Consider the following 16,715-nt stretch of genomic DNA (forward strand, 5'->3'; position numbering starts at 1 on the left):
CACCTCTCTGTCCAGCACTCTTCTTAATTATGCCAAATATCACCCATTCTGCAAATTTAACTTTCCGTAACAGGTCACGGGGTGTATAATGTTGGCGAAGCAAATTATTGACGAAAGAGTGACGAAAGCGGACTTGATCCCTTTCGCGAGGTATGCACAATGTCTTTTCCGATCACCCGGAAAAACGGGATTCCGCTGTACATTCAGGTCAAAGATGCCGTTCTGGCCGAGATCAAGCGCGGAGAGTGGAAAGCCGGTGACAAGCTGCCGACGGAGCGCGAATTGTCCGAAAAGCTGCAAGTCAGCCGCAATACGGTATCACAGGCTTACCAGGAACTTGAAGCGGAAGGCATTTTGTCATCCGTCCAAGGGCGTGGTACTTTTGTATGTGACCGCGACAACGCCGTCCGCTTGGAAAACCGCAAAGAACTGCTCCTGAAGATCATCGACATCGCGATGGAGGAAGGGCTGCAGCTCGGGTTTTCGCTCGAAGAGTTCGTGCAGCTGACCGATGTGCGGGCGAAGGAAAAGATCGACTTTTTGCGTCATGTGCGGGTCGCGTTCATCGAATGCAACCGTGAGCAGGTCGAATATTTTGCCAAACGGCTCCAAGGCGACTCCGGCGTGTCGATCACACCGATCGTTTTGGATGAGCTGCGGCAGGAATTTGACCGCTACGAACCAATCGTAGCCGCCTCCGACCTTGTCATTACCACATTCTTTCATTATGATGAAGTTAAAGATTTGCTCGGAGTGCGTAAAAACGTGCTCGCCATCGCGCTCGATCCGCAGATCGAGACGATCGTCCGCATCGCCCGCATCCCTGCGGGCAGAAAAATTGGTCTGGTGTGTAAATCTGACAATTTTGCGGGCAAAGTATTACTGGCGCTCAAAAACGCGGGGATCGACAACCTGGACATCGAGGTGTTCGCCGGTCTGTTGACCGCAGAGCCCGTTTCGGAGATCGTATCAAGGCTTGATGTCGTGATCTGTTCGCCGGGACGGCGCCGCGAAGTGGAGCAGTATGCGCACAGGCGCCAGGAGATCATCGAGTTTGTTTACAAGCCGGATGTAGCATCGATCAATTTGTTGCGCGCCGCTTTAATAGATTTACGACGCCAATAGCATTGGACATGTCGACAGCGCATTCGAGACTGTAGAATCAATCACTTTCGAATCAACGAGGAGTGGAACAACGAATGTTAGATCAGCTTTCTTGGAAAGTTGGGGGCCAGCAAGGTGAAGGTATCGACTCCACCGGTGCAGTATTGGCAACCGCTCTGAACCGTCACGGTTATTTCATCTACGGGTATCGTCATTTCTCGTCTCGTATCAAAGGCGGTCACACCAACTACAAAATCCGCATTGCGACCAAGCAACGCCTTGCCAACGCGGACTACTTGGACATCTTGATCGCTTTTGACCAAGAGACGATCGACTTCAACGCGCACGAGCTGCGCGACGGCGGCGTTCTGATCGCCGACGCGAAGTTCAACCCGGTTGCGCCGGAAGGAAAGAACATCCGCTTCTTCTCCGTGCCGCTGACGAAAATCGCAGAAGACAACGGTTCGGCGATCATGCGTACGATGGTTACTGTCGGCGCATCTGCAGCTGTGCTCGGGATCAACCCGGACACCTTCCTGTCTGTCATTCAGGACCGCTTCCTGCGCAAAGGTGAAAACGTTGTCAACGCGAACATGGACGCTCTGCGAGCGGGCATGCAATACATCATCGACCAGGGCATCGACCTGTCCGACCTGCAACTGGCACCGGGCGACGGCAAGGAACGCCTGTTCCTGACCGGTAACGATGCGTGCGGCTTCGGCTCCCTGGCAGCAGGCGTGCGCCTGATGCCGGCCTACCCGATCACCCCTGCGTCCGATATCATGGAATACTTAATCAAGAAACTGCCGAAAGTGGGCGGCCACGTACTGCAGACCGAAGACGAGATCGCCGCGATCACCATGTGCATCGGCGCATCCTTCGGCGGCTCCCGCGTCTGCACCTCGACTTCCGGCCCGGGTCTGTCCCTGATGATGGAAGCGATCGGTCTCTCCGGCATCACCGAGACTCCGCTCGTCATCTTCGACACCCAGCGCGGCGGTCCGTCCACCGGTATGCCGACCAAGCATGAGCAATCTGACATGTATGCGGCACTGTGGGGCACGCACGGCGAAATTCCGAAGATCGTTCTCTCCCCGTCCAACGCGGAAGAATGCTTCTACATGACCGCTGAAGCGTTCAACCTGGCCGACAAATACCAAGTTCCGACCATCGTCCTGACCGACCTGGCGCTGTCGCTGGCCGATCAGACCGTCGAGCCGTTCGACTACAGCAAGATCTCCATCGACCGCGGCGCGCTGGCGACCGATGAAGAGCTGGCTGCCACTCCGGAAGGTGAACTGTTCAAGCGCTACAAGTTCACCGAAGACGGCATCTCCCCGCGCGTCTTCCCGGGCAAAAAAGGCGGGATCCACCACGTGACCGGCGTTGAGCACAACGAAGTCGGCCGTCCGATCGAGGATGCGGGCATCCGCATCAAGATGATGGATAAGCGTCTGGGCAAACTGGCAGGCTTTGAGCTGCCGAACTCCTTCTCCTTCGACGGCAGCGAAGATTACGATCTGCTGCTGATCGGCGTCGGCTCCACCGCGGGCCTGATCGGAGAAGCGATGGAGCGCCTGCAAGCGGAAGGCCACAAAGTCGGCCACCTGCACATCAAGGCACTCAACCCGTTCCCGACCGCATCCGTTCAATCCTATGTGAACCGTGCGAAGAAGATTCTCGTCATCGAGAACAACGCGACCGGCCAGCTGCTGAACATCATGCGCTTCAACGGCGTCCAAGGCGAGATGAAGTCCCAAGTCAAATACGACGGCAACCCGTTCGTGCCGTCTGAGATCTACAACTTTATCAAGGAGATGAACTAACAGTGGCAACAGTAAAAGATTTCCGTAACAACGTCCGTCCGAACTGGTGCCCGGGCTGCGGTGACTTCTCGGTTCAAGCTGCGATTCAGCGCGCCTTGGCTGAGCTTGGCAAAGAGCCGGAAGAGTGCGCTGTCATCTCCGGTATCGGCTGCTCCGGCCGTATCTCCGGCTACATCAACTCCTACGGTTTCCACACCATCCACGGCCGTTCCCTGCCGGTGGCACAAGGTGTGAAGCTGGCGAACCGCGACCTGACTGTCATCGCTTCCGGCGGCGACGGCGACGGCTTCGGGATCGGCCTCAACCACTTCATGCATGCGGCACGCCGCAACATGGACATCACCTACATCACCATGGACAACCAGATCTACGGTCTGACCAAAGGTCAAACGTCCCCGACTTCCGCACACGGCTTCAAGAACCCGAAGTCCACTCCGGAAGGCAACATCGAGAACTCGCTGATCCCGACCCAAGTGGCACTGGCAGCGGGCGCAGGATTTGTCGCGCAATCCTTCTCCTCGGACATCAAGCAGATGACCGAGATCGTCAAAGCAGCGATTTCGCACAAAGGCTTCTCGCTGGTCAACGTGTACTCGCCGTGCGTCACCTACAACAAGGTGAACACCTACGACTGGTACAAAGAGAACCTGACCAACCTCGACGAGGTGGAAGGCTATGACCCGACCAACCGCATCCAAGCGGTCTCCATGATCGCCGAGAAGCGCGGCCTGGTCAAAGGCATCATCTACCGCAACGAAGAGATCAAGGCGTACGAAGACCTGATCCCGGGCTACCGCGAACAAGCGATCGTCCATCAGGACATCGTGCTTCCGGAAGCGGACTTCCTGAAATCGATGAAAGAATTCGCGTAAGAGTTAAATCCGCGAATTTTCAACGAAAGGCGACCTGTAAAGGTCGCCTTTTTTGTATTATGATGGAGACAACGAAGAAGGGGGTCGAGCCGATGCGTTTGGCGACAGAAGAGGCGAAGATCGCACATTTGCTGCGCCGGACAGGATACGCGTTCCAAACGCCGCCGGTGAAAAGCGGGCAGGTCGCCGCCGTGGTTGAGAGCATTTTGAACACGACATTGGAAGCGCCGAAGCCGCCGATGAGCATGGTCTGGGAGCGGACGGAGATGCAGGAGCTGACTTTGTGGTGGCTGCTGCAAATGATGAAGTCGAAACACCCGCTGCAGGAGCGGATGACCTTGTTTTGGCACGGACACTTCACCTCCGGCATCCAGAAAGTGAAACGCCCCGATTTTATGGCCCGGCAAAATGTGCTCTTGCGCCGCCACGCGCTCGGGAATTTTCGCAAGATGATTTGCGACGTGGCGATCGACCCGGCGATGATGATCTGGCTGGACAACAACGCCAATATCAAAGCGGCGCCCAACGAAAATTTTTCCCGCGAATTGATGGAACTGTTTACGCTCGGCGTCGGCAACTATACAGAGTCGGACGTGCAGGAGGCGGCCCGCGCTTTGACCGGCTGGCGGCTGAACCGCAAAGACCCGATCGGTCCGCAGACGGTGACCTTCTCCCCGATCAACCACGATGACGGGCGGAAGACGATCCTCGGCCAGACCGGCAGCTTCGACCTGCAGGGCACGGTGGATCTGCTCATTAAACAGCCGGCCACTGCGCGGTTGCTCGCAGCGAAGCTGTGGGAGTTTTTCGCCTATCCGAGCCCGGAGCCTTCTGTGCTGCAGCCGGTGATCGACGCCTTTGTGATAAGCGGCTATGAGATCAAAGCCCTGCTCCGCGCCCTGTTCACCTCTGAAGCGTTCTATTCGGACCGCGCGTACCTGGCGCGGGTGAAAAGCCCGGTCGAATACGTGATCAGCATCCTCGGCCTCTTCCCCGGCCTTCAACTGCAGGAGAAGCATCAGAAACTGACCTTGCAGTCGCTGCACTTGATGGGACAGGAGCTCTTCGACCCGCCGACGGTGGCAGGCTGGCCGTCCGGCGCGGCCTGGCTCTCGTCGTCGATGATGTTCGCCCGTTTCAACTACGCCGAAGTGATGGCCGAAAATGTGCCGCTGAGCGGCTGGCCGTCCGCCGACAAGCTCGAGCTCTGCCTGAAACGGGCCGGTCTGGAAGACCTGTCGAAGCAGACGCGCACCCAGATCGAAAGCTACCTGAAACAAACGAAAGCGACCGGCGAAAAAAAGCTCCGCGGGCTGCTCTACCTGCTGTTCATCTCGCCGGAAGCGCAGACGCTCTGATGAGGAGGGCACAAAGCTGATGGACAGACGCGAATTCTTGAAAAAAAGCGGCACCGCCCTCCTCCTGCTCGCCATGGCCGGCCCGGCCGGCTGGTACTCGTGGGAGCAGTTGCAGCGAGACGAGGTGCCCGCCTTGTCCCCGCCGGCCGCCCGCGACCAGTTTCTCGTCGTCGTCCAACTGACCGGCGGCAATGACGGCTTGAACACGGTCGTTCCCTACGGCTACGGCACCTATTATGACAACCGTGCGACGCTGGCGCTCAAACAGCGTGAAGTGCTGGCTTTGAACACCACGCTCGGCCTGCACCCGAGCCTCAAAGGGCTGAAGAAGCTGTACGACCGGGGCCGTCTGGCGGTCATCAACGGTGTCGGCTATCCGAAGCCGAGCCGCTCCCACTTTCGCTCGCTGGAGATCTGGCAGACGGCAGCACCGGAGCGCACCGACCTGACGACCGGCTGGCTGGGCCGCTACCTCGACCTGAGCCAGCCCGCGGCATCCCATCCGCTCGCCGCCGTCACCGTCGGCGCGCCGTCGAAAATATTTGCTGCCGCCAAGCACGAAGTGCCGGCGATCGAAAGCGTCGAGGCGTTCCAACTGATGCTCACCCGCTTCCAAGAGCAGGAGCGCGACTTGCGCCTGCAGGCGCTGCGCGGCATGTACAAAGCTGGCGACACCCTGTCCCCGCTCCGCCTCGTGCAGGCCAAAGGTGCGACCGCCATCACCGCCTCCGACCGCGTGCAGACCCGGCTCAGCCTGCCGCATGATTCCGGCCTCTATATGGACAAATCGCCACTGGCCGAGAATCTGCAGCTGATCGCCCGGTTCATCGGCGCAGGCATCGGCTCGAAAGCGTATTTCACCCAGCTCGGCGGCTTCGACGACCATGCGCAGGAAAAAGGGCAGCACGCCCGCCTGCTGCAGGAGGTGGACGCCGCCTTGTCCGCTTTTTATCAAGACTTGGAACAGCGCCGACTGGCAGAAAAAGTGACGGTGGTCGTCTACTCGGAATTTGGCAGACGGCTGAGAGAAAACGCCTCCGCCGGCACCGATCACGGCACAGCCGCACCTGTGTTCGTCCTCGGCGGGCGGGTCAAAGGCGGGCTGTACGGCGAGATGCCGAGCCTGACCAGGCTCGAAGACGACAACTTGCGCTACACGGTCGACTTCCGCTCCGTCTACGCCACCTTGCTCGAAGGAGTGCTCGGCGCACCCTCGCAGGACATCCTCGGCGCGCCGTTCGAGAAACTGCCAATCTTCTAACCTCCGAACATGGTATACTAGAAAGGTTCATACGATACAGGGGAGGAATCAGCATTGGGTTACGCAACACGGCTCCTCGGGGTCTTGCAGCGACTGGTCACAGGGGACGCCCTGAACTATATAAAGAGCATCTATTGGACAGGCCGGATCACCCGCAACTATTCGATGCCGCTCACCGTCTTCACGCACTGGAAGACGCGCTGGAGCATCGCGAAGACGGCGACCGTCATCGTCCGTGAGCAGCTGATCGTCGGACGGCTTGACACGCAGATCGGTCAAAACGGTCAGGAAGGCATCGACCGCAACGTGATGCAGGTCGGCGCAGGCGGCGTGCTGAACATCGACGGCAAAGTCCGCTTCGGCCCAGGCGTGCGCGTGCTCGTCGGCCCTGGCGCGAAGCTGACGATCGGCGACCGCAGCTACATCACCGCCAACTCCAAGCTGATCGTGAAGTCGGAAGTGGAGATCGGCACCGACTGCGCGATCTCCTGGGACGTGCAAGTGATGGACACCGACTTCCACCGCATCGCGGAAGGCGCGGTGAACACGAAGAAGATCAAGATCGGCAACCGCGTCTGGATCGGCTCCCGCGCCACGATCATGAAAGGCGTCACCATCGGCGACGGCGCGGTGATCGCAGCCGGCGCGGTCGTCACCAAAGACGTGCCGCCAAACGCAGTCGTCGGAGGCAGTCCGGCGCGCGTGCTCAAAGAAGAAGTGCAATGGGTGCCGTAAAACGCAAAACAGAAAAACCGCTGACGCAACGTCAGCGGTTTTTCTGTTGTTTTATCTCACTTTCCCCCGCGCGATCACCGGCCATGTTTCCAATGTGCCGTCCTCGCCGATCACCGTCAGCTCATCGGTCAGATTGACGACGGGGCAGGCATGGTTCGGAATGATCTCCAGCAGATCGCCGACGCGAATCGGGCTGTCTGCGGCGATCTGCACCACGCCGTGCTCCTCCGACAAACGCTCGATCACCGCATCGGCATGGCCGACGATCAGCCCGTGCCCGGCCAGCGCATCGCTGCCGTGTGCGCCTTTGTCGAGCGCCAGCGTTTTCGCGCCGGCGTCGATCACGATCCGCCCCGGCTCCGGACGCGCCACGACGCGGGTCAGCACGCGCAAAGCGCACTGATCGGGCGTGGCCGCGCCGAGCTGCACTTGCGTGGCATCGTAAAACACATAGTTGCCCGGACGAATCTCCGTCACGTCAGGCACCGCCCCCGACACGCGCACCGTCGGCGTCGAGCCGACCGAGATGTGCAGCCCCGCCACGCCCTGATCGGCCAGCATCGCTGCCGTCTCCACAAGACAGGCTGCCTCCTGCGCGCCGATCTCTGCAACCTGTTCCGGCGACGCCGCGCCGTACGCATGTCCGGCATGCGTCAACAGACCGAGCAGTCGCAGCCCGGCCAGCTTTTGCACCACGCGCACGAGCTTGGCGGCAGGCGCGCCCGGCAGCACACCGACCCTGCGCAGCCCGGAATCCACCTTCACCCACACCGGCAGCTCCAGCCCTCGCGACACCGCCGCCTGTGCGAGCGCTGCCGCCTGCTCCGGGCTGTCGACGATCGTCTGCACCTCCGCCTCCGGAAACCGCGCCAGCAGAGCAAACAGGCGCTCCAGCTTGCGCGATCCGACCAGCGGATAGGCGACGAGCACGCTGGTCGCCCCGCGCTGCAAAAAAACGTCCGCTTCGCCGAGCTTGGCACAGGTCAGCCCCACCGCGCCGGCCGCCTGCTGCAGCGCGAAGATCTCCCACGTCTTGTGCGTCTTCACATGCGGGCGGACGCGCACGCCGTGCCGGTTGGCAAACGCCGCCATCGCCTCAATATTCGCCAGCAGCTTGCCGCGATGTACGATCACCTGCGGCGTATCCCAGTCTTCCTCCGTCAAAAGCTGCCACAGCTCCGCCATGCCTGTCACCTCGCCCGGAAGCGATGGCCGCGCACGCGCTCCAAGGCGTGGGCGTACACATCATCCTTCAGAATCAAACTGTACTCCGCCCCCGCCTTCACCGCTTCCGGCGTCGGCGGCTCGTCGAACAGGCGCACCTCTTCCGTCTCGAAGCCCTCCGGCAGCGGATGCAGCGCACCGATCTCCGCGACGTAGATCGTCTTGACCAGCGGTGCCATTCCGTCCGCTTCGATCACATACTGCCCGAGCGGCTCGATGGCGCAGACTTCCGCACCTGTCTCCTCATACACTTCGCGAATCGCCGTCTGCACGGTGAATTCGCCCGCCTCGCGCGTGCCGCCCGGGATCTCCCAGCCCCGCTTTTGATGGCGGGTCATCAGCAGCCTGCCTTCATAAAAGGCAAAGACCAGCACATACCCGGCCTCCTGAAAATCGCAGCGCGCAAAGCTCAACCGCACCTGCTGGCCGGGATAGGAACCTGCAAATTCGTACCTCACAGCTCCGCCCCCTTTTGCTCCACATACAGCGACACCTGTTTCGCCGCGATCATCGCCTGCCCGACAGCCGACGCGATGCCCGAATACAACGGCCGCGTGCAGAGATCGCCGACGGCGAACACGCCGGGAAAGCTGGTCTGCCCGGTCGCATCAACCAGCGGATAACCTTCCGCATCGGTCGCGACCTGTCCGCGCAGGAGGTGCGAGTTCGGCTCCACACCGATCCGCACGAACAGCCCCTGCACCTCCAGCTGCTGCACCGTGCCGTCGCGCAGCGCCACCTCGACACCCTGCACCGCTCTTTCGCCATAGATCCGCTCCACCTTGGCATGAGTCAGCAGCTCGATCTTCGGATGGGCCAGCACCGGCTGCAAAAATTCCTCGCGCGCCCGAAATTGCTCCGAGCGGTGGATCAGCACCACGTCCGCCCCGTGCTCGGCCAGCAGCAGCGCCCCTTCAAACGCCCGGTCGCCGCCGCCGACCACCGCCGCCCGCTTGCCGGCAAAGCGCTCGCGGTCGCGCGTCGCGGAATACACTTCGCCCCGGTCGATCATCTCCTGCTCACCGGGCACGCCAAGCCTGCGCTCCGCACCGCCCGTCGCCGCGATCAAGCCGCGAAATCCGATCTGCTCTTCTCCGCCGTTCGCCAGACGGACGCGCATCAAGCGCTCCGCCAGGTGCACTTCGCGCACCCAAACGCCCCGTTCGATTTCACAGCCGAGCAATTCGACATGGGCGGCGAACTTCACCTGCAGCTCCGCGCCGCTTTTCACCGGGACGGCCGGGTAGTCGATCACTTCGTTTTGGATGGCAAACAATTGCCCGCCCAAGCGCTCCTCCGCTTCGAGCAGCAGATGCGACAGCCCGAGCCGCCTGCACCACAGCGCGGCGGTCATGCCTGCCGGACCGCCGCCGAGAATCACCACATCACGTTGCCTGTTCACCCTCGCTCCCCCACTTTCCATCGGCAAGAAACGATTCAAATTCCAGCCATCCGGAGACGCGCGGCACGTCGACCGAGCGGTTGTACGGATAGTCCATCGCAATGCTGGTCCGCCCCGTCGCTTGAAACGCTTCCAGATTGTGCGGCGCATCGTCAAACAGCAGATCGCCGCAGATCATGTTCTTCTTATGCGAAAAGATCAGATTGCCTTTGCCAATGAAGGGCAGATGCTCCTCCACCCATTGCTCCTTCTCCGTGTACGCAAACGTCCGCGAAGAGGTCACGATCAAAATGTCGTACAGCTTCGCCAGCCGCTCCAGCACTTCCAGCGCATGAGGCAGCGGCTTCAGCCCGCGAAACAGCCCCGGTGCATCGAGGTACTCATAGATCTTCATGCCGCACTCCGGCTTTACATATTTCTCCGTCTGCCAGCACCCGACCCGCTCCACGGTCAGATCGTCGCCGTGCTGCTCATTGTAGCGGCGAAACCATTCGCTCATCAGGTCGACGATCACCGAATCCATATCGATCAACAGCGTCTTTCTCTTCAACGTACCGGCCCTCCTGTGTCTTACTCATCCAGTGAAAATGTCAGAGCCCCAATCTTATCTTTCAGCGCGGCCGCCTCCAGCCCTTTGGCTTGAATCAGCACTTTGAACACTTCGCCGAGCGACTGCGGCATAAACAGCGCCAGCATTTTGTGCAGCTCTTCATCGGCCATCAGATCCATGTGCTCCCGCGCCCGCTTCTGCAGCTCGGCGACTTTTTGCAAAAAGCCGTTGCCGCCGAGAAGATGCATCTGGTCGGTAAAGCCGACTTCCTGCAGCCCGGCCTGCTCCCCGCGCCGGATCAAGAGCGAGAAGTCGAGGTCGGCCGTCAGATCCTGCTCGCCGACCCGCTCCAGCGGCTCGGTCAGCTTCTGCTTCCAAAACGCCCGCACACCGGTGCCTTTGCGATGGCGCAGGTGGACGTCGGGCGCGAGGTTGCCGTAGTCGATCGTCAGCACAAAGCCCCGTTCCAGCAGACGCCCCATCGCTTCGATGACCTCTCCTGCCGCCGGACAGACTTCGAAGCGCTCGCCCGGCTGCAACTGCGTCAAGGTCGCTTCGTCAACCAAGGCCACAAGCTGCGGATCGGACAGCTCCCCCGCCGTCTCGCGGTAGCCGTTGCCGTCCGCCTCGATGTAAAATTCCACATAGCCGCTTTCCGCCTTGCCCAGACGGTGCACCGGTAACGCGTCGAACAGCTCGTTGCTGAAGATCACGCCAACCTGTCCGCCCGGCAGTTGCCCAAGCGTCTCGAACCATTCGATCTTGCCCCGCTGCCCGGCCGCTTCGGCCGCCGCCTGCTGCCGCTCGCGCAGCGCAGCGCCCTGCTCGACGATGTGATAGCGCACCGCGCGGTAAAACGCCGCGTCGCGCTCCGCCATACGCAGGAAGTCGACCGCCATCGCGCCGACGCCTGCGCCCATCTCCAGCACAAAAAACGGGTCGGGCTTGCCGAGCAGATTCCACATCTGCCAGACTTGCCGCGCCACGCAGGCGCCAAAGATCGGGTGCACCATCGGCGATGTGTAAAAATCGCCCCCCGGCCCGATCGTCATCTCCGGGCGGTTGTAATAGCCCGCCGTGGGATGATACAACGCAATGTCCATAAATTCCGCAAAGGTCAGCTTGCCCTGGGCAGACAAAAGTTCTGCCAGCCGTGCGCGCACAAGACCGCTCATTGAAAATAACCCCTTTCCGAACCTGTCGATTATGGTTATTGTAACATAAAGGAGGTATTTCCTGATGCTGATCATTCGTCCCTCTGCCGCCGAAGATGCGGTGCAATTGATCGCTGTTGACAACTCCGCCTGGACGGTCGACAGCGCAGTCTCCGATAACAGCTGGACTTCACCTGAAGAATTTCTGAAGCGCTGCCCGCCAGGCTCGCAGATCGTCGCCGAACTGGACGGCGTGGTCTGCGGCTATGTGCAAAGCCGCAACCCGACCGGCCTGCCGAGCAACGATCATGTGACCGAGCTGTCGATCGCCGTCCACCCGGGCTATCATGGTCAAGGCATCGGCCGCCGGCTGCTGCAGGCGATCGAAGAACAAGCCCGCGCCGCGGGCAAGCGCAAAGTGGCGCTGCGCGTGCTGGCCAGCAATCCCGGCGCGATCGAGTTCTACAAGCGCTGCGGATATGTCGAGCAAGGGCGCCTCGTGCAGGAGTTTTTCCTGGGCGGACGCTATGTCGACGACCTGCTGATGTACAAATTGATGTAAAAAAGGGAGGAGCTATGCGCCCTCCCCTTGTTCCAATGCGCTGATGAAACGGTGCGGATCATCGACTTTCAGCAACACGCGGCCGACCGGCGTTTGTCGGCCCAGCGGCCCGTGCAGGATGACCGGCTGGTGCAGCTTGATTTCCAACTGCGGCTCCTCCATCAGCAGCACGGCGTAGAACGCGTGTTTGTCGCGTTTTTCCTCGTAGCTGACCCCAAGGCGCTGCACGCCCGCGATGTTTGCTTTATCGATCAGCACATGGCTGGCAAAGCCGATGCGCACATAGACCTGATCGCGGCTGACCAGAATCGGGCTGTGTTTGACCGAGTTGTAGTAAGCGATGAGGATCAAGATCGTGTACAGGCTCGACGCGGTGGCGATCCAGGCGACGATGTCGCTCCAGACGGCGATCAGCATGTGCGTCAGCGTGCTTTCCAAGAGCAGGAGCAGCGAAAATACGATCACCAGCGCTTTCAGGCTGGAATCTTGATGATAGGTAAAAGCCGGGAACCGCTGCGGCTTCGGCTTGCTGAAGTTAAGCGCGTAGCTGAGCATGCCGACGTCCATCGCCAGCAGGTCGACGAGGCGCGATTCGCCAATGGAAGAAGCGAGCGCGCTGCGAAACGCGTCGATCCAGTGGAACGCCGTCGCGCGCAATGCACGGTACTGCTTGACCAGCGTGCGGAGTTTGAACAGCACAAACAAGACCAGTCCCGCCTCCAGTACAGGCGCGACATAGATCAGCCTGTCAAACCATTCACTCTGCGAGGCGGGCAGCATGTATTTTCCGGCCAGCGTGCCGAAGAAAAAAACGGGCAAGACGGCCAGCCAAGACTGCTTCGACTTGCGAATCACGAGAAAATAATAGAGCAGCGGAATGGTCAAGATCAGATCGAACGCGACGCCAAGCGCCACCGCTTCTTGCTCACTTGGATAATGGGCAGCCACCTGCAGCGCGGCATAATCGACGCCTGCGACGAGGATGGCGAGCAGGAGGAACCATTGCAGCGGACGTAAACGAGGCAGAGATACTTTCAAGCGACTCCCTCCAATCGGAAATCTTTTCCTGCCCCTAGTATAGCATGACAGTTTTGTCGATACTGTGAAAGAAGGAGTGAAGCACGTTGCAAATGCCAAAAGAATGGACGGAGACGGAGATCCCCGAAGGCGGCACCTTGCTGCGCAAGGAGACATACGAGTACCAGACGGAAAAAGGCGACTTCAACATCGAAGTCTACGAGAACTTGAAAGGCGAATTTTACGCCATCGGCACCCCGAACAGCGGGGACAAGCTGATCGTCTACGGGAGCAACATCACGACGTCCCGCGCCCTCGCCCTCTCCGTCGTCCTCGACAAAATCGAGCGCGAATAGCAAAAACACCTCTCGCCGCGCACGGCAGAGGTGTTTTTTTGTCTCTTTTAAATCGTGTTCCTTCATATAATAGGCACTCTAAATCGGCTCTTACCTAATAGCTATTTTTATTTAGGAAACCTAACGATCTACTTCGGAAGCGTATTCTTTAATTCCGGCACCCATTGTTTCATATGGGCGTTGATCTCTGCGTACAGCTCCTGGCTGCGCGGCAACTGCTCAGAGGTGACATCGGCAAGCGGATAGACTTTGTATTGGCGCCAGTTGCGCTTGTGCGTCCAGACTGGCAGAAAGGCCGGATTTTTCAGAGTGATCGTCTTTGCGTCGCCTTTGGTCACTTTCTCCACGTCCAGCTCCAAGATGCCGCCGATCTCGCGGTAGATCTCGTCTTGCCCGGAGATGAAATTGCCCAGGGAATAGACGACAAACGACTTGCGCCCGTCCCCGTTGTCGATCCACTCGACCGGTTGCAGCACATGTGGATGATGACCGAGCACGATGTCGACGCCTTCCTTGGTCATCTCCCGCACCAGCGCTTTCTGCTCGTCGCTCGGCAGGCGCTGATATTCATTGCCGGTGTGCAGGTTCATGATCACCACATCGGCTTCCGTTTTCGCTTTGCGCACCGCCGCTTTCATTTTCTCCGGGTCGATCAGATTGACCAGATAGTCTTTTCCTTCCGGCAGCGGAATCCCGTTCGTCCCGTAGGTGTAGGACAAGATCGCGAACTTGATCCCGTTCTTCTCGACCACGCGGATGTTCTGCTGGTCCTCGGACGACTTGTAGACCCCGACATAGGGCATCCCCAGCTCGTCCCAATGCTGCAAAGCGCTGCGAATCCCCGCCTCGCCCGCATCGAGCGAGTGGTTGTTGGCGATCGACACCACGTCGATGCCCGCGTCTTTCAGCGCATCGCCGACTTCGTACGGCGAGTTGAACATCGGATAGTCGGACAGCCCGACCTCCACGCCGCCGATCATCGTCTCCTGATTGGCGATCGCCAAATCCGGCTTCAGCAGATACGGCTTGACCAGCTCGAACTGATAGCGAAAATCATAGCCGCCATTTGCCGTCTGCGCATCCTTGTACAACGACGAGTGAATCAAAATGTCCCCGATTGCCGCCACCGTCGCCTGCGTTGTCACCGGCTCCGGCTCCCGTTCCTGCTGCGGCGGGTTGTTCACCGCTTCCGGCGTCTTGATCTGCCCGTTCGGATTCGGCGCGCCGTTCGCGCTGCATCCGACCATGCCGGCCGCCAGTGCGATCGATACTGCTGCCATCAACACTTTTCCCACTGCACCAGACCCCTTTTTCCTTCATACTGTCTTCCAAACATAAGTCGATTATACAAAATAAAACACCTTACCTGTAGAGGCAAGGTGTTTTTGTCCCGCAGATTTAAGCTTCCGATTTGCGAATCACCGGATTGAGCAGCATCATCACGACCAGCAGCAAGCCGAAAGCGCTGCAGTACATGAAGAATTCGCTGATCGACACCACCGCCAGCACCGAACCGGACAGCGACAGGGCGAGGGGCGCCGAGGTCATCGTCAAGATCCCGATCGCGCTCGAAGCGCGTCCGAGCAGTTCGCGCGGCACTTTCAAGGCAAACATCGTCGACAGCGGCACATTGGTCATCGGTGTGCCGAGGCCGAGGACGAACATCATCACGGTCGCAACGTAGAAGTTCTTCACAAACGCCAGCACCATAAACGCTGCCAGAAGCAGGAGGATCCCGGTGATCACCAGCGCGATCTTCGGCCAGCGCGTCAGATAGCCGAGCACGATCGAGCCGAGCAACACCCCGGCAAAGAAGGTGATCTCAAACACCGCCAGGCCCGCCGCGCCCATGTCGGACACCTGAAAGGCGTACATCGGAATCAGCACGCCGCTCGGCGCCAAGAGCAAGTTCAGCAAGACCACATAATAGACGAGCGACTTCAGCGTCTTGTTGCCCATGATCGTGCGATAGCCTTCTTGCAAGCTTTGCTTAAAGACGGAGAAGTTCAGTTTCCCTTCAACCACTTTGGTCAGCTCTTCATTGCGAATCAGCGAGATCAGGAGCAGCGACAGGAAGAACGTCACCGCGTTGACCAGAAACGCCAGCCCCATGTCGATCGAGACGAGCAGACCGCCGAGCGCCGGAGCGACCAGCGAGACGATCGTGTTGGTCGAAGTCGACAACGACTTCGCCTGCATCAGCGCGTGGTCGGGCACCAGGAAGCGCACCGCCACCGAGCGGGCCGGGGTGAAAAACGCCGTAAAGGAAGCGAGAATCACCGAAGCGAGGATCAGCATCCACGGCTGCAGCAGGTCGAGATACCACAGCGCGACGACCGCTGCGACGACCAGAGCCCGGTAAAAGTCCGCGCGCAGCATATATTTGCGCTTGTTCCCCCGGTCGACCATGACCCCGGCGAAGATCCCGAAGACGATCGCCGGCACCATCTGCGCCACCAGCACCGTCGACATCATCAAAGCGGAGCCGGTCATCTCCAGCATCGCCCACGCCAGCGCCAGCCGATAGACTCCTTCGCCCAGATCTGATACAAACTGTGCTCCTAATAGATAAAGATAATTGCGGATCGATAACAACTCTTTGTACCCCAGCGGTTTCGGTTCAGGCTGCGTTGAATTGGTCGTTTGAACATTAGCCATTGTAATTCTCCTCTTTAGAATGATTTTTAGTCAGAATTTTCACTTTAATCCATAGACGTTAAAGTTATTTACCACCTGCTTGGATATGAAGCTATTATATATCAAATAAATTTTTCAGAAAACACTTGCATTTAAACTATTTTCATGCCAGAATGTAGTCAACAGCAAGTTACAACTTACGAGATAACTTAACATGTAAGGGGGTGCCACACCATGGAGCGCAACATCAAAATCACCGTCACCATCGAGTTCTAGGTTTTTTTCGAAACATTCTAAACAGAGAAACGAAATATGGGGCTAAGGGGTGAGTATTCATGGAACGCAACATCAAAATCACCATCACCATCGAATTCTAATCCTTAACTAACGGGGTTTAAATAAAATAACCGACCGGGGGTGACATTCATGGAGCGCAACGTTAAAATCACCATCACCATCGAATTCTAGAACTTATTTAACATCGTGACACACCAATAAACTTATCGGGGGTGACATTCATGGAGCGCAACATCAAAATCACCATCACCATCGAATTCTAGAACTTATTCTCTCCGGTTTAACTAATAAAAAAGTATGGGGGTGACATTCATGGAGCGCAACATCAAAATCACCGTAACTATCGAATTCTAGAACTTA

15 protein-coding genes and 1 pseudogene are annotated in these 16,715 nt (G+C 58.8%); 8 read left to right on the forward strand and 8 right to left on the reverse strand.

The features are described from left to right. Positions 1-159: 159 nt before the first annotated feature. The 6 genes and pseudogenes from EV586_RS08265 to EV586_RS21845 form a co-directional block, all read left to right on the forward strand. A complete protein-coding gene (locus EV586_RS08265) occupies positions 160-1,125 on the forward strand; it encodes a GntR family transcriptional regulator (protein WP_132944632.1) in 966 nt (321 codons plus the stop codon). A gap of 74 nt (positions 1,126-1,199) precedes the next feature. Continuing rightward, positions 1,200-2,930 (forward strand): 2-oxoacid:acceptor oxidoreductase subunit alpha, encoded by a 1,731-nt coding sequence (locus EV586_RS08270; protein ID WP_132944633.1) that lies wholly within the window; start codon positions 1,200-1,202, stop codon positions 2,928-2,930. Positions 2,931-2,932: 2 nt separating this feature from the next. Further along, complete coding sequence (locus tag EV586_RS08275) at positions 2,933-3,802, forward strand: 2-oxoacid:ferredoxin oxidoreductase subunit beta (protein ID WP_132944634.1); 870 nt, start codon at positions 2,933-2,935, stop codon at positions 3,800-3,802. A 92-nt stretch (positions 3,803-3,894) separates the two neighbouring features. Next, entirely contained in the window at positions 3,895-5,160 is a 1,266-nt protein-coding gene (locus tag EV586_RS08280) for a DUF1800 domain-containing protein (protein ID WP_165898433.1), read from the forward strand. Positions 5,161-5,179: 19 nt separating this feature from the next. Then, positions 5,180-6,421 carry a DUF1501 domain-containing protein gene (locus EV586_RS08285; RefSeq protein ID WP_132944636.1) on the forward strand — a complete coding sequence of 414 codons (1,242 nt, stop codon included), beginning with the start codon at positions 5,180-5,182 and terminating at the stop codon, positions 6,419-6,421. 558 nt (positions 6,422-6,979) lie between these two features. Beyond that, positions 6,980-7,156: pseudogene (locus EV586_RS21845) on the forward strand (DapH/DapD/GlmU-related protein); the annotation flags it as partial. Positions 7,157-7,207: 51 nt separating this feature from the next. Here the strand turns inward: EV586_RS21845 and EV586_RS08295 are convergent. The 5 genes from EV586_RS08295 to EV586_RS08315 are packed head-to-tail and all read right to left on the reverse strand — an operon-like array spanning position 7,208 to position 11,507. Continuing rightward, positions 7,208-8,341, reverse strand: a complete 1,134-nt coding sequence (locus EV586_RS08295; protein ID WP_132944637.1) for an alanine racemase — start codon at positions 8,339-8,341, stop codon at positions 7,208-7,210. 5 nt (positions 8,342-8,346) lie between these two features. Beyond that, positions 8,347-8,838: an NUDIX domain-containing protein gene (locus EV586_RS08300; protein WP_132944638.1), complete on the reverse strand. Its 492-nt coding sequence runs from the start codon at positions 8,836-8,838 to the stop codon at positions 8,347-8,349. Further along, entirely contained in the window at positions 8,835-9,782 is a 948-nt protein-coding gene (locus EV586_RS08305; RefSeq protein ID WP_165898434.1) for an NAD(P)/FAD-dependent oxidoreductase, read from the reverse strand. The genes EV586_RS08300 and EV586_RS08305 overlap by 4 nt, the downstream gene beginning before the upstream one ends. Beyond that, entirely contained in the window at positions 9,766-10,332 is a 567-nt protein-coding gene (locus EV586_RS08310; RefSeq protein WP_243652986.1) for a 5' nucleotidase, NT5C type, read from the reverse strand. Before EV586_RS08310 ends, EV586_RS08305 begins: the two co-directional genes overlap by 17 nt. 20 nt (positions 10,333-10,352) lie before the next feature. Further along, positions 10,353-11,507, reverse strand: coding sequence for a class I SAM-dependent methyltransferase (locus EV586_RS08315; RefSeq protein WP_165898435.1), 1,155 nt, complete (start codon positions 11,505-11,507; stop codon positions 10,353-10,355). 64 nt (positions 11,508-11,571) lie between these two features. Here EV586_RS08315 and EV586_RS08320 point away from each other — a divergent pair, with 64 nt between their 5' ends. Next, positions 11,572-12,048: a GNAT family N-acetyltransferase gene (locus EV586_RS08320; protein WP_132944641.1), complete on the forward strand. Its 477-nt coding sequence runs from the start codon at positions 11,572-11,574 to the stop codon at positions 12,046-12,048. A gap of 12 nt (positions 12,049-12,060) precedes the next feature. Here EV586_RS08320 and EV586_RS08325 read toward each other — a convergent pair whose 3' ends face one another. Then, the gene (locus EV586_RS08325; protein WP_132944642.1) at positions 12,061-13,086 is read right to left on the reverse strand and encodes a hypothetical protein; all 1,026 of its coding nucleotides are present in this window, start codon (positions 13,084-13,086) and stop codon (positions 12,061-12,063) included. A gap of 86 nt (positions 13,087-13,172) precedes the next feature. Between EV586_RS08325 and EV586_RS08330 the strand changes: the two genes are divergently transcribed. Then, the gene (locus EV586_RS08330; protein ID WP_132944643.1) at positions 13,173-13,421 is read left to right on the forward strand and encodes a hypothetical protein; all 249 of its coding nucleotides are present in this window, start codon (positions 13,173-13,175) and stop codon (positions 13,419-13,421) included. A 128-nt stretch (positions 13,422-13,549) separates the two neighbouring features. Here the strand turns inward: EV586_RS08330 and EV586_RS08335 are convergent, their stop codons facing one another. Then, positions 13,550-14,716: a CapA family protein gene (locus EV586_RS08335; protein WP_243652987.1), complete on the reverse strand. Its 1,167-nt coding sequence runs from the start codon at positions 14,714-14,716 to the stop codon at positions 13,550-13,552. A 103-nt stretch (positions 14,717-14,819) separates the two neighbouring features. Then, positions 14,820-16,079, reverse strand: a complete 1,260-nt coding sequence (locus tag EV586_RS08340; RefSeq protein ID WP_132944644.1) for an MFS transporter — start codon at positions 16,077-16,079, stop codon at positions 14,820-14,822. Between the last annotated feature and the right edge of the window lie 636 nt (positions 16,080-16,715).

Origin of the sequence: Tumebacillus sp. BK434, assembly GCF_004340785.1 — a bacterium.
GTDB lineage: Bacteria > Bacillota > Bacilli > Tumebacillales > Tumebacillaceae > Tumebacillus_A.

Coding starts and splice junctions, on each gene's coding strand:
- EV586_RS08270 (WP_132944633.1), top strand. CDS start 1,200: ATGTTAGATCAGCTTTCTTGGAAAGTTGGGGGCCAGCAAGGTGAAGGT.
- EV586_RS08265 (WP_132944632.1), top strand. CDS start 160: ATGTCTTTTCCGATCACCCGGAAAAACGGGATTCCGCTGTACATTCAG.
- EV586_RS08315 (WP_165898435.1), bottom strand. CDS start 11,507: ATGAGCGGTCTTGTGCGCGCACGGCTGGCAGAACTTTTGTCTGCCCAG.
- EV586_RS08295 (WP_132944637.1), bottom strand. CDS start 8,341: ATGGCGGAGCTGTGGCAGCTTTTGACGGAGGAAGACTGGGATACGCCG.
- EV586_RS08285 (WP_132944636.1), top strand. CDS start 5,180: ATGGACAGACGCGAATTCTTGAAAAAAAGCGGCACCGCCCTCCTCCTG.
- EV586_RS08320 (WP_132944641.1), top strand. CDS start 11,572: ATGCTGATCATTCGTCCCTCTGCCGCCGAAGATGCGGTGCAATTGATC.
- EV586_RS08280 (WP_165898433.1), top strand. CDS start 3,895: ATGCGTTTGGCGACAGAAGAGGCGAAGATCGCACATTTGCTGCGCCGG.
- EV586_RS08340 (WP_132944644.1), bottom strand. CDS start 16,079: ATGGCTAATGTTCAAACGACCAATTCAACGCAGCCTGAACCGAAACCG.